16 protein-coding genes are annotated in these 17,432 nt (G+C 42.9%); 15 read left to right on the forward strand and 1 reads right to left on the reverse strand.

The window, feature by feature from the left end; genetic code table 11:
• The 15 genes from QUB35_RS26035 to QUB35_RS26105 form a co-directional block, all read left to right on the forward strand.
• Window positions 1–1,342 (forward strand): tetratricopeptide repeat protein (locus tag QUB35_RS26035; RefSeq protein WP_333144556.1); only part of this gene is annotated, 1,342 nt, incomplete at its 5' end.
• A 216-nt stretch (window positions 1,343–1,558) separates the two neighbouring features.
• Window positions 1,559–4,285 carry a tetratricopeptide repeat protein gene (locus tag QUB35_RS26040; RefSeq protein ID WP_333144557.1) on the forward strand — a complete coding sequence of 909 codons (2,727 nt, stop codon included), beginning with the start codon at window positions 1,559–1,561 and terminating at the stop codon, window positions 4,283–4,285.
• A gap of 81 nt (window positions 4,286–4,366) precedes the next feature.
• Window positions 4,367–5,461 carry a tetratricopeptide repeat protein gene (locus QUB35_RS26045; protein ID WP_333144558.1) on the forward strand — a complete coding sequence of 365 codons (1,095 nt, stop codon included), beginning with the start codon at window positions 4,367–4,369 and terminating at the stop codon, window positions 5,459–5,461.
• 125 nt (window positions 5,462–5,586) lie between these two features.
• A complete protein-coding gene (locus QUB35_RS26050) occupies window positions 5,587–6,246 on the forward strand; it encodes a class I SAM-dependent methyltransferase (RefSeq protein WP_333144559.1) in 660 nt (219 codons plus the stop codon).
• Window positions 6,247–6,303: 57 nt separating this feature from the next.
• Window positions 6,304–7,110, forward strand: coding sequence for a sporadic carbohydrate cluster 2OG-Fe(II) oxygenase (locus QUB35_RS26055; protein ID WP_333144560.1), 807 nt, complete (start codon window positions 6,304–6,306; stop codon window positions 7,108–7,110).
• Entirely contained in the window at window positions 7,103–7,594 is a 492-nt protein-coding gene (locus QUB35_RS26060) for an LIC12192 family sporadic carbohydrate cluster protein (protein WP_333144561.1), read from the forward strand. Before QUB35_RS26055 ends, QUB35_RS26060 begins: the two co-directional genes overlap by 8 nt.
• A 21-nt stretch (window positions 7,595–7,615) precedes the next feature.
• Entirely contained in the window at window positions 7,616–8,374 is a 759-nt protein-coding gene (locus QUB35_RS26065; protein ID WP_333144562.1) for an SDR family oxidoreductase, read from the forward strand.
• On the forward strand, window positions 8,374–9,228 hold the full coding sequence (locus tag QUB35_RS26070; protein ID WP_333144563.1) for a hypothetical protein: 855 nt from the start codon (window positions 8,374–8,376) through the stop codon (window positions 9,226–9,228). Before QUB35_RS26065 ends, QUB35_RS26070 begins: the two co-directional genes overlap by 1 nt.
• 5 nt (window positions 9,229–9,233) lie before the next feature.
• Window positions 9,234–10,028, forward strand: coding sequence for a phytanoyl-CoA dioxygenase family protein (locus tag QUB35_RS26075; RefSeq protein ID WP_333144564.1), 795 nt, complete (start codon window positions 9,234–9,236; stop codon window positions 10,026–10,028).
• Between the two features lie 20 nt (window positions 10,029–10,048).
• Window positions 10,049–10,819 carry a TylF/MycF/NovP-related O-methyltransferase gene (locus QUB35_RS26080; protein ID WP_333144565.1) on the forward strand — a complete coding sequence of 257 codons (771 nt, stop codon included), beginning with the start codon at window positions 10,049–10,051 and terminating at the stop codon, window positions 10,817–10,819.
• Between the two features lie 22 nt (window positions 10,820–10,841).
• Window positions 10,842–11,999, forward strand: a complete 1,158-nt coding sequence (locus QUB35_RS26085) for a class I SAM-dependent methyltransferase (RefSeq protein ID WP_333144566.1) — start codon at window positions 10,842–10,844, stop codon at window positions 11,997–11,999.
• Window positions 11,996–12,991: an SDR family oxidoreductase gene (locus QUB35_RS26090; protein ID WP_333144567.1), complete on the forward strand. Its 996-nt coding sequence runs from the start codon at window positions 11,996–11,998 to the stop codon at window positions 12,989–12,991. Before QUB35_RS26085 ends, QUB35_RS26090 begins: the two co-directional genes overlap by 4 nt.
• Window positions 12,992–12,995: 4 nt before the next feature.
• On the forward strand, window positions 12,996–13,481 hold the full coding sequence (locus QUB35_RS26095; RefSeq protein WP_333144568.1) for an NUDIX domain-containing protein: 486 nt from the start codon (window positions 12,996–12,998) through the stop codon (window positions 13,479–13,481).
• Window positions 13,482–13,505: 24 nt separating this feature from the next.
• Complete coding sequence (locus tag QUB35_RS26100) at window positions 13,506–14,165, forward strand: SIS domain-containing protein (protein WP_333144569.1); 660 nt, start codon at window positions 13,506–13,508, stop codon at window positions 14,163–14,165.
• Window positions 14,128–16,275 (forward strand): TIGR04372 family glycosyltransferase, encoded by a 2,148-nt coding sequence (locus tag QUB35_RS26105; protein WP_333144570.1) that lies wholly within the window; start codon window positions 14,128–14,130, stop codon window positions 16,273–16,275. Before QUB35_RS26100 ends, QUB35_RS26105 begins: the two co-directional genes overlap by 38 nt.
• A gap of 160 nt (window positions 16,276–16,435) precedes the next feature.
• Here the strand turns inward: QUB35_RS26105 and QUB35_RS26110 are convergent, their stop codons facing one another.
• Window positions 16,436–17,344 (reverse strand): tetratricopeptide repeat protein, encoded by a 909-nt coding sequence (locus tag QUB35_RS26110; RefSeq protein ID WP_333144571.1) that lies wholly within the window; start codon window positions 17,342–17,344, stop codon window positions 16,436–16,438.
• Between the last annotated feature and the right edge of the window lie 88 nt (window positions 17,345–17,432).

The following is a 17,432-nucleotide window of genomic DNA, read 5'->3' on the forward strand; positions in this document are numbered from 1 at the left end:
TGCTTTTTGGCAACTAGAAAAATATAGCGAAGCTTTAGAAAGCTATCAAACCACCACAGTTTTGAAACCAGACTGGGCCGAAGCTCACTTCCACCTCGGCAATGCTTTTTGGCAACTAGAAAAATATAGCGAAGCTTTAGAAAGCTATCAAACAGCTATAGCTCTCAAACCACAATTGCTAAAGAATTTCTTGACTAGGGCAGAAACCATTAAGCAACAGGGAAAATTGGATGAGGCAATAGCTTTCTATCAACACGCTATTATCATGAAACCTGATTCAGCGGACTTACATCTACAGTTGGGAAACATGCTATTACAAATTAAAAAAAATGATGAAGCTTGTCAAAGCTATGAACGCGCCATTGAACTTCAACCTGATTTAATAGAAGCATACTCTCAGCGAGGGGAAGCTTTGGCGACACAAGGGCAAATAGACAATTTGGTAGATTGGTACCAAAAATCAGTTGAAATTCACCCTAAGTCTGTGGAACTTCACTTTAAGCTGGGAAACGCACTTATGCTACAAGGCAAGCAAAATGAGGCTTTTCGCAGCTATTATCGGTCAAATAAAATAAAATTTGTCGAAGATCGCTCTCAAGGAAACCTTGGAAGAATGTGTTTTATTACCCTGGCAAAATCCGCAAGCACATACATTTTTAATGCTTTACAAAACCTGGTCAATAATTGCGACAATGCAGATAAGCCGAGATATTTAACAATTTTTGAGGGAAATACTACCTACTTACAATTATTGACTGAAGAACCATATAAAAACTCAACTTCTAATTTAGTATCAGCGCATTTGTATGCAGAACCATATAATTTGTTGACAATAAGTTTAATTGTTGATAGATTAATTGTTAATGTTAGAGATCCCCGGCAAGTGACTCTTTCTCAAGTTCATCACAATAATCTCTACAGATATAACAGGAGTCCTGTACACATATTTAATTGCTCACAACTTCCCAAAAACTATTTTTGTATGTCGCTGACAGAGCAAATAAGCTGGCAGATAGATAATTGGGCTCTACCTGGAGCCATCAAGTGGATAGAAAGTTGGCTTGATGCAGAAGAAAATCCATTATTTTATCCTAAAATATTATTTACCAGGCAGGAAGATTTAGTAGAAAATTCACAGGAACTCTTTAATACTATTTTGGATTTTTATGAAATAGAAAGATGGCGATTTACTATGCCACCACCTCCCACATTTAAGGTAGGTACGCATTATCGTACAGGGAATGTAGATGAATGGCGGGATGTTTTCACACAGGAACAAGCAGAAAAAGCATCTAGTATGATTCCTAATCGATTGTTAGATAGATTTGGATGGTTCTCTTGAAAAAAAAAAATTGGATACTTTTCAAGTAAAGTTGTTATTATTTAACAATTTAGTATCAATAAGATTCTTATTTATCTATACTCCAAGTTAATGTAGTAAAATATGATATGGGGAGCCATCAATTGCTGAATAATATGATTTGTAAAAGGATTGAGTAAGTGAGTTGGTTGTAAGTATTAAAAATGATTTAAAGGATAAAAACAAAGGATAACAACAATGACATTAAACTTTTTTCAAGCAGGCAACAAACTCAAACAGGAAGGTAAATTAGAGGAATCCATTGAATCCTATAAAAGTGCTATTGAGCAGAACCCAACTTTTTATTGGTCTTATCACAACATGGGGGATATCTTTGCCCAACTGGGTCGCCTAGATGAGGCTATCAATTATTATAATCGTGCCATAAAACTCAACCCCAATTCAGCTTGGTCTCACCACAATATTGGCGAAAATTTGGTAAAACTAGGTCAACTAGAGGAGGCAATCGCCACCTACCGCATTGCCATTAAACTGAAGCAAAATTTTCATGGATTTTACAACCGCTTGGGTAAAGCTTTTTATCAGCTTGCGTTGCAGATAAACACAGGAGCTTTACAGTCATATAGCCGATTAGGAGAAATTTTACTTAAAACAGAGCAGATCGACGACTATTCAAATGAGCCTTGCCATGTCAACGATGCAGACTTTATACAAGCAACTAATAACCTAAACAACGAAGAATTTATAGATAAAGTTTACCACACTTATCTAAAACGAGATGCCGACCCCCAAGGTAAAAATTACCACCTCGAATGTCTTTATAATGGCGTGACCCGTCAACAAATTCTCACCGGATTTCGAGAATCACCAGAACATACTTCTCTGTTAATCTCATCACTCATCTCATGCTGTCTGCAAGAGGCGATTGCAGCGTATCGCAGCGCAATTGAACTAAACCCAAAAGGTTGCCAACCGTACCAAACTTTGGGGGAGGCTTTCAATCAGTTAGGTAAAGTACAGGCACACCAAGGTAAGTTAGATGAAGCAATAGATAGTTACAAGCAAGCCGCCCTTTTTTTTCCCAGCTTTCCAGAAACCTATTACAACCAAGCAATGGCATTTTCACAGCAGGGAAAATTAGCCGAAGCAGTTGATAGTTACCAGAAAGCTATAGTCGTTAAACCTAACTGGGAAAGGGCGCATTTAAACTTAGGAGATGCACTGGTACATCAGAATAAATTAGCAGAGGCAGTTGATAGTTACCAGAAAGCTATAGTTATTAAACCTGACTGGGGACTAGCTCACCTTCATCTCGGCAACGCTTTTTTAGCTCAAGGAAAAACAACTGAAGCCGTAGGAAGTTACAGTAAAGCGATCGCTATAGAACCTGAATGGGCTCTAGCTCATTATCACTTAGCCAACGCTCTTTTTGCTCAAGAAAAACAGGATGAAGCGATAGAAACTTACCGACGTGCGATTGCTCTTCAACCCGACTGGGTAGATCTCCATTTCCATTTAGGAAACGTTCTGATAAAACTACTAAGACCAAGGGAAGCCATAGAAAGCTACCAACAGGCGATTGCCCTCCGACCCTACTGGGTTGAAGCACACTTTTACCAGGGAAATGCCTTCACGCACCTAGACGATTTTGAGCAAGCTTTCGCTTGCTGGCAGAGAGCCCTTGATATCAAGTCTGACTGTGACTGGGCAGAAATAGCTGACTCAATAATGTTCCACCTTTGGCCCAAAGGCAGATACTCAGATGCGATTTACTTCTGTCATCAAGCCAGAGAGTTGCAGCGATACTGGGCTAATTTTTATCAGCTAGAATATCTGGAAAATCGATTTTTAACGCATCTTTGGCCTAGAAGAATTGGTCATTTTGCTTTGATCGATTGCTATGTGAAAGCGATTGTTCTAGGCTTGCTGACACCGCGCCAACCCATCCTGCTAGCACCTCCAGAGACGATGGCGAATCCTCATGCCTTCAATTACTGGCGTTCGCATATTACCATCATTTCTGATCCGGTCGTAGTCGATTCTGTTTCCCCCCTCGTGCGGTACTTGAAAGAACCTTTGATGTCCCAGACTTTATCTAGCGGAAAAACAGTGTGGGTACACGAGTTTATGGAAACAGTGCAAAAAAGATGGGAGGCAGAGTCGCGCTCACCACTTCTCACGCTGTCTGACAATGACTGCGAGAGAGGTTGGACTTGCTTGCAGTCCCTCGGCATACCTAGGGATGCTTGGTTTGTGTGTCTTCATGTGCGAGAACCGGGGTATCTGAGCGAAGCTAAAAATGGTCTAGCTTCCCATCGCAATGCTGACATCAATACATACTGGTTGGCAGTCCAGACAATTGTAGAGCAGGGCGGGTGGGTCATTCGTATGGGTAACTATTCCATGACAGCAATCCCTCCAATGGAGCAAGTAGTTGACTATGCAAATAGTGATATCCGCAGTGACTGGATGGATGTATTTTTATGTGCACAGTGTCGTTTTTTCCTGGGTACAACGTCTGGCTTATTCCATCTATCTTATGTTTTTGGTATTCCTTGTGCCTTAGCCAATTTTGTACCTATGGAAACTAGACCGCTTTCGAGTAAGGATATTTTCATACCTAAACTACTATGGTCTTTAAGCGAGGATCGTTTTCTGACCTTCGGGGAAGCATTGGCTCATCCTGTTGGTCACTGTGAGCGGTCAGACATCTTTGCGTCATGGGGTATCAACATCGTAGACAATACAGCAGAAGAAATCAAAGACCTAGTAGTGGAAATGCTGAATCGGTTAGATGGTAAGCTACAATACACGCAAGAGGAGGAACGCTTGCAAAAGCAGTTCATCGCATTGTCAAATCAGGCAAAAGGCTTTGAAGGCTCTCTTAGCAGGATAGGAAAGACGTTCTTACGAAAATATGCTTGGCTTATGCCAGCAGCTACCAGTAAAATAAGTAGAAATTAAAGGGGAGAAATCGGCATCAACTAACCTAAAAGCGAAATGGTGAATCAATTGGCTAGAATGAAGATACTTAAGGAGATATAAATGAGACAGGATCATGCTAAGGCCGTATATTCTTTAGCTTACTTCTTTTATGGAGAGGGTAATTTTCAGAAAGCTAATACTATATACTCTCAGTTAATTCAACTCAACCCTGAGTGGTCAGAAGCCGACAATTCAATTTTGAAAAAAATCTATGGTAAAGGTAAGTCAGGAGAGAATCTCTCTGAGAATCATAATACAAAAACACTCAAATCTGTTTGGTTAAAGGAGTCGCTAGAGTCGGAAAAAGGCTCACAATTGTCAGCGAAATTATTGGGTGCAGAAGTTTACTTAAATTTAGCTAGCCAACTGGCTAAACAAGGTAAATTTGAGGATGCTATTCGCAGCTATCAACAGGCAATAGAAGTCCAACCTCAAATAACAGAAACTCACTATCATAATTTTTGGGATGTCTATGCAGCACACGTCAGAACAGTTTCAATTGCCAGAGGTTGCATAGAAGTCGATCCTGATTTTGCTAGGCTTGGGTTTAAGCAAGGGTTACTTCCTAAGAATGAAGTAGACAATTTCTTAAAATCACTGAAGCAAGCAGATGCCAAAGAATTTAATATTGATGATTGTCAGCCGGGGTATTTACCTAGTAAGTTGCCTCCTGAAATAGTACAAGCAATTAGATGTCACACCTTTCTAAATCTAGGCTCTGAACAACTTAATTATTTAATGCCCTTGCTCCAAGGACTTGTTAAGCCTATTACAGATTGTTTGGGAACCCCTTGGCGCATTGTTAACGTTATTGTTCAGAAAACAACGCCTGGGGTGATTGAAGGTGGAGCCAATGCTTGGCATAATGATGCTTTTGCATTGAGCGCTCTCAAGATTTTAATTTATCTTACGGGAGCTGGTTTAGAAATAGGAACTACAGAATTAAAGCTACAAAATGGTTCAAATGTATTAGTAGAAGGACCACCAGGAACCTGGCTGCTTTTCAAAAATTCCGAGCTAATACATCGAGGAATAGCTCCCGAAAAAGGTGAGCGAATCATAATTCAATTGACTATTTCTCCTTCACTGAATCAAGATACAACACCTATTTTTGCTGGCTTGAATGCTAGGCATCCCCTAGTGCCTTGGTACTAGAGTTCAGAATAAATAAATCGTGGTTAAGATAGTGGAAGTAGCAGATTTAGCTGGTAAAATTGACCGTCAAGTGACAACATCACAGAAGTGAAAAATAATCAATTACAAAGTAGGACATTAGGTCAATGACAGAAATCAACATCTTAGACCTCTACCCCCGTAGTCAACGTCCCATAGACGATCGCGCCAAACTCATTACTGAAGAACACCGGGCGATCGCCCGTCAATTTGGCAAAGAATTCTTCGACGGCGATCGCCTGTACGGATACGGCGGCTACAACTACCACCCTCGCTTCTGGCAAGACACCGTTAAGCGCTTCCGCGACTACTACAACTTGCCAGATAACGCCAGCATCCTCGATGTCGGCTGTGGTAAAGGGTTCATGCTGTACGACTTCAAACAGCTTATGCCCAACATCACCATCACCGGCATCGATATCTCGGAATACGCGATCGCTAACGCCAAAGAAGAAGTCAAACCCTACCTCCAAGTTGGCAACGCCAAAGAACTCCCCTACCCCGATCGCTCCTTTGACTTAGTTATCTCCATCAACACCGTTCATAACTTACTCCTCGAAGACTGTAAGCACGCCTTGAAAGAAATTCAGCGAGTCACCCGCCAACACGCCTTTATCATTGTGGATGCGTGGCACAATGATAAAGAAAAACAAAGAATGCTCAACTGGAACTTAACTGCATTAACCTATATGCACGTCAATGATTGGGTTAAACTATTTGACGAAGTGGGCTACAAAGGCGATTATTATTGGTTTATCGCTGAGTAGATTTTGTATTATTAATTAACAATTATTTATAAAGAGTAGCTAGAGGGAGATGAAACTATGAACTTTATGCAAAAATCGGAGACAGACTTAAGTGCTGCTTTTATTCAAAATGGCTATATAATCAAACCCTCCGAAAATCGATCTGCCCTAGATAAAATCAGAAACAAAACAGTAGATTTAGCCAGGAATTTTTTAGGAGTCCCCACTCCGACAGAGGCGGGAGAATTTTTAGATAAAATTGCCTCTCTAGTACCCTTGGAAAAACTCAACTCTTTTCGTCTTCATATCATCTCAGGTTTAATGGCAGAACCTTGGTTTCGAGAAGCCTATTTCTCCTGTGCTCGTTGCCTAGTAGAAACCATCGTCGGCAATGAACTGGTAATGCAGCGCAATATCGGTTTCAGCATTCAACTTCCCGGTGATGACAGTTCTTTATTACCCCTACATTCTGATAGCTGGGGCTCCGAATGCTCCCCCTTTGAAGTAGTATTGTGGATTCCCTTAGTAGATTGCTATCGGACAAAAAGTATGTTTATTTTACCGCCTGATGCTGATTCTAAATGGCGCGAAAAAGTTCATGAATTTGCAGAAACAGGAACAGAGAGCCTTTATCAAGCAATTGAGCCAGAAATTGAATGGTTAGAAGTTCCTTATGGCAACGTCGTTTTGTTTACTCCCACGATTATGCACGGTAATCGACTAAACCAAGAATCTACAACCAGATGGTCTATAAATATTAGATTTAAAGGTTTATTTACCCCTTACTCAGATAAACGTTTGGGCGAATATTTTGCACCAATTGTCGTGCGTCCCACTTCAAAAATTGGGATGAAATTTACAATGCCAGGAGGTTTCCATGAGTAAAAAATCAGGTTATCGCGGTTACATTACCAGCCGTCCAGTGCGAGGCGTAAGTTACCCCCACCGCGTTCAAAACTTGGTAGTTCGCGACTACGCCACGCGACATAAATTAGCCTATAAACTCAGTGCAACTGAATACGCAATGTCTGGGTGTTTTATGATGTTGTCCGATGTTTTGGCAGAATTGCCACAACTAGAAGGGATAATCCTATTTAGTCTGTTTACGTTACCGCAGAGAACCGAGTCACGATTGGGAATCTATGACCGGATTTTAGGGGCTGGAGGCGAATTACACGCAGCCTTAGAAGAAATGGTGCTTCAAGATAGAAGCGAAATAGAGAATTTTGAGGAAATGATACAAGCAGTATTAACTTTACCGAATACACCAATGAGAGGTTATTATCAAAAATCTGAAAATCTCCAACTCAACAACTTTTGTCTACAAGCCCTTGGTGAAGAGGAGAAAAATCAAGTGCGTCAAAAATGAAATTAAAAATTTATAAATAAAATGGAATTAGGACTTAAAGGGAAATCAGTTTTAGTAGTTGGCGCAAGTCGAGGTTTAGGTCGGGAAATCGCCCTCACCCTCGCTCAAGAAGGCGCACAAGTTGGAGTTGTTGCCCGCACCAAAGCTGATATTATTTCCTTAGTTGAGGAGATGGGGGGTGAAACTAAAGGCCATTGGGGAATCCGCAAAGACCTTGTACCAGAGAACGCCCCTACCCAGATGGCGGAGGAGATACTGTCACAAGGCAAATCCATAGACATTCTCATCCACAATCTAGGGGGAACTCTAGCCGTGAGAGACCCCTTCTGTACCATAGCGGAGTGGCGGTCAGTTTGGCGACTCAACTTTGAAATAGCTGCTGAGTTAAACCGCCACCTCATCCCACCGATGCAGCAGCGACAGTGGGGAAGGGTTGTACATATTTCCTCAATAGCTGCTAATCTAAGTCGAGGGGCCGTTGCCTATTGTGCCGTCAAAGCCACTTTAAATGCTTACACCCGGAACTTAGGATGTACAGTAGCGTCAGATGGGGTGGTAATCACATCCGTGATGCCAGGAGCAATCCGCCATGAAGGCAGTCATTGGGATAAAATGTCTCAGGAAAAGCCAGAAATGGTAGCCAACTATCTCGAACAGCGTATGGCCATTAAACGATTTGCTCACCTTAACGAAATCAGTCATTTCGTTGTATTCTTATGTTCTGAGTCTGCTTCCTTCTTTGCAGGTGCAGTGCTACCCGTTGATGGAGGTTCCTGGTAATGCAACAAACTAACAGTGAGCTTAAGAGTTTCGACGAACTGAAGCGTCACTTCTACGAACATGGCTGGATGGTAGTGAAACTTCCGAATCCAGAGCCTATTCATGCAGCAAGAACGGCATTACTAGCCGAGTTGCAACGGCTTACTGGTAACGAAAAAATTACATTAGAAGAATACCACCAATTTATAGAAGATGATTCAACACATACCGATTTACAATTCCAGCTTACCCAATTGTTCTGGAACCAGCAGTGGTCAACCAAAATAATATCAGCTCAGCTTGATTTTTTTCAAGCTTTTTTGGGACAAGATATTAGTATTCAAAGCAAACCTCATCTGCGAATTACCCGTCCTAGAAAACCACAAGATAACATTGGCTACCACCGCGATACCTATTACGGTTGCTCTCCATTTGAACTGTCAGTTTTAGTTCCCTACGTTGACCTTGCTGCGGAGAGTTCCTTATCAGTTTTATCAGGTTCCCACGTTCGCTCTGAATCGGATTTTCCCATAACACAGATAGAAAATCCAGAAATCCTCAAAGGCTCTGTTAAACACCAGTTGGGATTCCTTTATGCTCCCAAAATAATAGATCCATCCTTTACAGTAAATATGAAGCCTGTTCCCCTGGTACTGGGCGAAGCACTAATATTTAGTCTAGCGACAGTGCATGGTAGTGTAGAAAATACAGGTCGGATTTCTCGTTGGAGTTCTGACATTCGGGTTGTGAATGCCCTCGCACCCCTGAACCCGTCACTTAAACCTGGCTACTATGAAAGGCTAAGTAGTTCAGTTGTAACTGATGTAGCAAATCTTTACAATCATGCCCAATCAGTAAACCCCATTTTAGAGTGAAGCAGATGAATTTTCCCTCTGAGTTTACTTCTTTAGTTGAAAAAGGATTTCTAGTTAGTCACCAAGCTATCGACCCAACCCTTGTCAATCAACTCCACGATTACTTAGTGGTCAGACTTGACTGTTTGCATGAGCAATTCCGAGAATGGTCGGGTGGAGAGGATGTAACTTCAGTCGAGAACTATCGCAAACACAGTAACAAAATTGCCGAGTATGAGTCCAAGGGACTGCCCAAAAATTTACGTCACTTCTTGAGAGGAGAATTTGATTTAGAAACTAGGCTTTCATCAGAAATTCGGCAGTTTATGAGCATCTCAAGCTTACGAGAAAAAGTAGCAACTGCTTTGGGAGAAGAAAAATATTTTTTACATTACCCACCGATGGTTCGGTTTAAAGTACCCAACGCCGATCAAACAATTGTTCCCCCCCATCAAGACAGTGCCTACAGCTCTCATATCGAAAAATTTATTACGGTCTGGGTTCCTTTAACCCCCATTACAGAAGAAGTTGGTGGCGTGGCTTTTTATGAAGGCACTCAACATTTGGGTCAATTGCCTCACGGTGCTAGTGGAGCTTGGGAAAGTAGAGCCTTGTTCGATGAGTCCATCTATAGTAAAAGTTCACCACAGATGGAGTTAGGCGATATTCTATTTTTTACCCCTACCATTGTTCATGCCTCTGAAACAAATATTTCAAAAGATACCATTCGATTTAGTATAGATATGAGGGCTTTTAGTCAGACAACAGTCAGTCCTAAGCCTTACTATGACCCCTGGACAAAAGAAATCTACAACAACTAAGCAATGCTGAGGTTAATGCAATGAGCGAAACAGAGGAAAAATTCGATGGTACGAAAAAATACAGCAAAGATAAAGAGATTGAAAATAAATTAGCCGCCTTGTTTGAAAAGCACAAAATTTCACCAGTGGAAATTATTAATTGCTTTCCAATTTACGCCCGCCGTACAGTTATTAAAAAATATTTGGCTCACTACGAACTCTTTCGTCGCACCATAGACTTACCGGGTGATATCGTAGAACTCGGAGTTTTTAGAGGTCAAAGCTTGATGACCTTCGCCAACTTTTTGGAAGCTAGAAATATCGGCGATCGAACTAAAAAAGTCTGGGGATTTGACAATTTTAAAGGATTTACAGGTCTGCGACCTGAAGATGGCCCTAACTACGATCAGTCCCAAAAAGTTGAAGGAGGATTTAGTCCCGAACAATACTACAATGAATTACTGGATGTTCTGGATATTTTTGATGGCGATCGCTTTGTGGGATGGAAAAAACGAGTAGAGCTGATTGTTGGCAATGTTACTGAAACAATTCCAGAATTTGTAACCAAAAATCCGGGTCTTCGTATTTCATTGCTGCACTTTGACATAGATCTCTACGAACCAACCAAGATAGGCTTAGATTATCTTTACCCCCTAGTGGTTCCGGGGGGAGTCATCATTTTTGATGAATATGGTATCTTAGAATGGTCAGGTGAAAGCAAAGCTGTTGAGGAATATTTCAAGAATCAAAAAGTCGAACTCAAGAAATTTGAATGGAACAATGTTCCTGGGGCTTACATAATTAAACAATAGCAACCGAAGTAGAACCAAATGTATGAATTGCAACCTGTGTGGGTATGATTCGCTGAGCCAACTGGGAAATATTGGCCTTAAGCCAGCTTCGGTAACATCCGAACCAGATTTGTGTTCTTTACCCGCCAAAATCTATTACTGTCAAAACTGTCACCACCTACAAAAATCCCATACCCTGATAGAGCTTTCATTCATCAATTCTCTTTATCAAAATTATGAAACCTACAAAGTTTCAACCGGAAAAGAGCAACTGGTTTTCCCCAAAGATAACCCACCCCGGCCACGAAGTTATCATGCAATAGAGCAATGTCTTTCCTTGTTGCCAGAATCGGGTAATCTTCTGGATATCGGTACAGGAAATGGCGCTATTTTGAGGTCAGCTAGTCAACTTTTGCAGCAATGGAAATTATATGCGTTTGACTTGGGAGATAAATCGAAAGCAGAGATTTTAGCAATTCCTGGGGTGGTTGAGTTTTATGCTGAAAGTCTTGAGAATGTTCCTAAAGGCAAATTTAACCTAATTGTATTATGGCATTCTTTGGAGCATATCCCAGAACCCGCTCAATTTCTCAGCAAGTTAAAGCATTATCTGACAGAAGAGGGTTTTTTACTCATCCAAGTTCCAGATATTCATCGAACTCCCTTTGATTTCGCTGTGATCGATCATTGGTCGCATTTTACCAATTATAGTCTGAGCCAGCTTTGTAAAGAAACAGGCTATCAAATAGAACTGGATGGCTATGATTGGGTACACAATTGCCTAACCCTACTACTGAAGCGCGATGCTCGCGCCATACCAAGAAAAAAATTGCCAGATTTAAGTTTTATACCTGAGGGTTACTTTTACTGGCTTAAAAAAACAGTAGAGGAGTTTGAACTAGCAACCAAAAATCGAAAATATGCTATTTTTGGTACGGGAATATCAGGAATTTGGATATCTAGCCAATTGTCAAATCCCCCTAGTTTTTTCATTGATGAAGACAGCCAAAGGGTGGGAAATAACATTGGCAATATTTCCATTGTCAAGCCTCAAGATATCCCACCAGGACTTGACATTGTGATGCCTTTTACTCATGCTACGGGTAAGAATATCAGCACAAAAATGCAGAAGGAATATTCTACCTGTCACTGTAGCAATTTTATTCTGAGTCAACCTTACTTGAAAGGAGATAGCCATTGACCACCTCTAAACACTGCTTAGTAACCGGTGCCGCCGGCTTCATCGGCAGCCATCTGTGCGATCGCCTCCTGTCCCTCGGCTACACCGTCACCGGTCTCGACAGTCTAATAGTCGGTCGCTTGGCTAACCTAGAACAAGCCAAAACCTACAAAACCTTTAACTTTATTGAGCAAGACGTAGCCAGCATCACTTCCTCAACCCTAGAAGGAATTGACTGGGTATTTCACCTAGCAGGTCTGGCCGATCTCGTCCCATCCATTCAAAACCCCAGCCAATACTACCACTCCAACGTTCACGGAACATTCGCCCTGCTCGATGCTTGCCGCCACGCTCAAATCCAACGCTTCATCTACACCGCCTCTTCCACCTGCTACGGTATCCCAGACCAATATCCCACACCTGAAACGTATCCCTGCTCTCCCGAACATCCATACGGCTTGACCAAATATTTAGGCGAGCAAATAGTCATGCACTGGGCGAAAGTATATAAACTCCCCGCTATCTCCCTGCGGCTGTTTAACGTCTATGGGCCGCGTTCCAGAACAACAGGAGCCTACGGTGCCGTCTTCGGCGTCTTTTTAGCTCAAAAATTAGCAGGTAAACCCTTCACCCTTGTCGGAGACGGCACTCAAACCAGAGACTTCACCTTCGTCAGCGATGTCGTAGAAGCCTTTGTCACCGCCGCAGCATCGGATGTAACGGGTGAAATTATCAACATTGGCTCCGGGAATCCTCAAAGTGTCCTCACCCTCGTGGAACTATTGGGCGGCCCCATCGTCCACATCCCAAAACGTCCCGGAGAGCCAGACTGCACTTGGGGAGACATCACCAAGGCTAAAACTCTCTTGGGATGGCAGCCAAAAGTTCCTTTCCCCGAAGGAGTGTCTCAGATGTTGGCAAACATCAGCCTGTGGCAAGAAGCACCTGTCTGGACGCCTGATTCCATTCAGGAAGCCACAAAAGCATGGTTTGAGTATTTGGGAAAAACCTAAACTTATGGTTCAAAACACCCCTGCTCAAGTTAATATTCAAGTTGCAAAAGCATTCCTTTACCAAGGATCTCGCCTGTTACTGCAACTGCGAGACAATATACCTGAGATTATAGCCCCCAATCATTGGGGACTATTCGGCGGTACTGTTGATGAAGGGGAAACTCCAGCCCAAGCTATGAAGCGAGAAATCGAAGAAGAACTTTGCTGGATACCGCCCGAACCCAAATACCTGCTGACATGGGAAGCACCCGATCGACCTTGTACAACCTATATTTTTGGTATTCCGTTGACAGTACCAACTAGCGAATTAACCTTAACCGAGGGGCAAGCCTTCCAACTATTTACATTTGAGGAATTGACTCAAGTGCTGTTAGTGCCTAAAATTCCTCGGATGCTGCCAGAAGTTGTCGAGGCGATCGCCTCTGATGAACTAACCGCAGCTTGGCAGGAGTTCCGCACTAAAAATTTAACATGGGGCATGGCTCCTTAACTAAAACCAAAACTGAAAAATTAAATGCAAACCTTTCCGTCACAGATTCCCTTTGCCACCGATTACTTCCGCCAACTTGGAAATTTAAGCGAAAGCTTTGAAGCGACTGACAAAAAATCTCAGCCTCTTTCCTTTGCCGAAGCAATTAGTCGAGCCGCAGCTTTAGTATCTCAACAAAGCCAACAGCAAAAAAAAGTAATTTTTATTGGCAATGGCGGCAGTGCAGCCGTAGCAAGTCACCAGGCGCTCGACTACTGGCGAAATGGAGGTTTTCCCGCGATCGCCTTCAATGACGGTGTTCTCCTCACTTGCATCAGCAACGATTTCGGCTACGAACAAGTTTTCAGTAAACCCATTGCCACCTTTGCCCAATCAGGAGATATCGTATTTGCGATTAGCAGTTCTGGACAGTCCGGTAACATCCTAGCAGGGGCCAGTCAAGCAGCTCAAATGGGGTGCTATGTCATCACCCTTTCAGCTTTTAAGCCAGATAATCCCCTGCGTCAGCTAGGAGACATTAACTTTTTTGTCCCGACAATGGCCTATGGATTTGCAGAAATTACTCATCTGTGCATCTGTCATTGTATTCTAGATGGATTGATGAAAGGCTCATTGCCAGAAACAGAAGTTAATAATCCGGTAATTGATGACAGCAAGCTATTTTCAGGCAGCCAACCAACTTAAACAGGAAGGGAAATTAGAAGAGGCGATCGCGTCTTACCACCAAGCGATTGAGCAAAACCCCAACTTTTATTTGTCTCACCACAACTTAGGGGAAACATTAGCTAAACTCGATCGCTGGGAGGAAGCAGTTACTTGTTACGATCGCGCTATTCAACTCAACCCTAATTCGGTTTGGTGTTATTACAATTTAGGGGAAGCCTTAGCAAAACTCTGCCGGTGGGAAGATGCGATCGCCTCCTACCGTCGTGCCATTGAGCTTTCCCCTGATTTTTATAGATTTTACACCAATTTAGGCGAAGTCCTCTGCAAACAGGGTCGTCGCCCCGAAGCCGCCACCTTCTACTGTCAAGCTGCGGAGTGCTTGGTCAAACAGCAGCGGTGGGATGAAGCCGAAAATTTTTACAGTCAGGCTATTAAGCTCAATCCATCAGTTAACGATGACTACGGCAATTTAGCAGAAACCCTGACCAAACAACGGCAGCTTAAATTTGCGATCGCCAAAACCCGCAAAGCCATTAACCAGACTCCAGAAAGTGCTGAACTTCACTGCCTATCGGGGAAGCTCTTAACACAGCAAAACAGGGGAATAGAGGCAATTGAAAGCTATAAAAAAGCTATCGCCCTCAATTTTGACTTAGAAGAAGCACATATCAACCTCGTCAACTTACTGATAGAGCAAGCGGAAATAGATGAGGCTAAGCAAAAACAAAACACACCCTCTTTAGAGGAAGAGGCACTTTTTAACCTCGGAAATTTACTAATACAGCAAGGCAAATTAGAAGCAGCCATTGAAATTTACAAAAGAGCGCTCGTCATAAAAGAAAATTGGACAGAAGCTTACCTCAAACTAACAGAAGCTCACATGAAGATGAGCTGGAAATTTTACGATGTCGGTAAATTACACGAATCAATTAGCTCTACTGAACGTGCGATCGAAATATATAACTCCCAACTTGAAAAGCATCCCCTCGGTAATTTAGGAATTCGGTTTATCACGCCGGAATATTTCACAAATTGGCCCTGGTTAGGAGCTATCGGTCACCTGGCTATCAATATTGATATTTATATTAAGATGGGTATTCTTGGCTGGCGACCTCCCTACCACACGATTCTTTTAGCGCCTCCCGAACAAGTCATTAATCCCTGTTTACTTAACTACTGGGGACGCTATCTTCACATTATCACCGACCCATCCCTGATTGAGTGCCTGCTGCCATTAGCAAAGATTATGCGGTGCTTGGAGTATAGCCTTTACCATGTAAAAATTGCCAAAGAACAGATGGTAGATGTCGGTTATGCCTTTTCAGCAGTTCAGAAACAGTGGGAAGCAGAGCAAAAACAGCCACTTCTGACGTTATCACCATCAGATTATGAGCGGGGATGGAACTGTTTGCAAGACGTTGGCGTACCTAAAAATGCCTGGTTTGTTTGTCTCCATGTCCGAGAAGATGGCTTTCGAGGAGAAGGAATAATTACCCACCGCAGTGCTGATATTAATACTTATTTATTAGCGATAAAATCGATTGTAGCACGCGGTGGTTGGGTCATCCGCATGGGCGATCCAAGTATGAGACCCTTGCCACCCATGAAACAGGTAATTGACTACGCTCACACTGATGCAAAAAGTGATTGGATGGATGTTTTTCTGGGTGCTTCTTGCCGATTTTTCCTCGGAACTAACTCAGGTTTAAACTGTATTCCTTGCCTATTTGGACTCCCCTGCGCTCTCACAAATATGTGGCCCATTTCAGCACGTTCACCGTCGAATCAGGATCTATTCATCCCCAAACTTGCTTGGTCTGAAGTTGAAAATCGCTATCTCACTTTTGAAGAAGCACTAGCGCCTCGATTCTTTTTCAACCTCAACAGCCAACTCCTATACTCATGGGGCATTAAAGTGGTGGATAATACACCAGATGAGATTAATGACTTGGTACTGGAAATGCTGGAGCGGCTAGAAGGAAAATGTCAATACACAGCAGAGGACGAAGTTTTACAACAGCAGTTCAACTCTCTGCCAACACCTTATGGACCGAGTGCTTTTAATAGTCGGATTGGACGATCTTATTTGCATAATTATCATTTTTCCAAACGGAAACCCCTCGCTTAAAGCAGTCATATTTCGCTCCGAAGTCTTGCCTCATTGGTAATTGGTAATTGCTGAGGAGTTTTGAGTTTTAAGATTGGTTCGTGACTCTCACTGCGTAGCCGCATGAGTGAATTTTAAACTTTTTAACTCAAAACTCAAAACTCAAAACTCAAAACTTTCCTTAAGGTTTCGGTAGCGCACCTTCAGGACTAGGAGAAGCAGCCGGCTTGGGAGTCGCCGCAGCCGCCGGAGAAGGCGAAGGAGTGCCACTAGCTAACTGATTAATTTGGTCTTTATAGTTAGGAGGAGCTAACTCAGTAGCTCGATCGAACAGCGTTTTTGCTTCATCTGTTTTGCCCTGTTCCTTCAGCACGATCGCCTTTCCTAAAGTGGGGCGAAAATCTTTGGGATTAGCCTTAGCAGATTCGTCGTAAATTGCGATCGCCTCCTCGTAGCGCTTCTGCACAGCATAAACCTGTCCCAAAATCAACTGCACTGAAGTTACATCCACACTTTCCGGTTTCGCCAGATTTGCAGCCGGAGCAGCCTTCAACGTATCTTGCAGCAGTCCGATCGCAGCTTCGGGCCGCTGCTGCACCAGCAGCAAATTCACCAACCCCTGCAAAGCCTTAATTTCCCCAGGCTTAGACGCTAAAATTGACCTGTAAGCTTGAGCAGCCCCTTCGCGATCGCCCGTGCGTTCCTTAGCCTGAGCCAGCAAAATCCCGTATTCAGTAGTCTCAGGATTCAGGGCAGCCAACTTTTCCAAAGGAGCGATCGCATCCTTAATGTCGCCCACTCCTTGTCCGATCAACTCCAGTCGCACCTGCAACAATCCCCGCAAAGCCGTTACGTTGTCAGGTTCCCGCTGCAAAACCAATTCGTACCCCCTCGCCTGAGCTTGCAGCAACTCTGATTGCTTATCCCCAGACGGCGCCGTCTGAGTAGGTGTTGGAGTCGATCGACTTTGCGCTTGGCTGGCCTTGAGAATACTGTCTAAAATTGGCACAAGGGAAAATCCCAAAAAAGCGATGAGCGACAGCACCACCACGACAGTAATCAACCCACGACGCTTGTTTGCTTTTTCCATAATTCAACTATCCCAGCTTAAATCTACTATTTTCTAAGAATTAACGCATCGCCGGGGGGCATCTGCCATTTAGCTCGATCGGTGCAAC

Origin of the sequence: Microcoleus sp. B13-B6, from assembly GCF_036705405.1 — a bacterium.
GTDB lineage: Bacteria > Cyanobacteriota > Cyanobacteriia > Cyanobacteriales > Microcoleaceae > Microcoleus.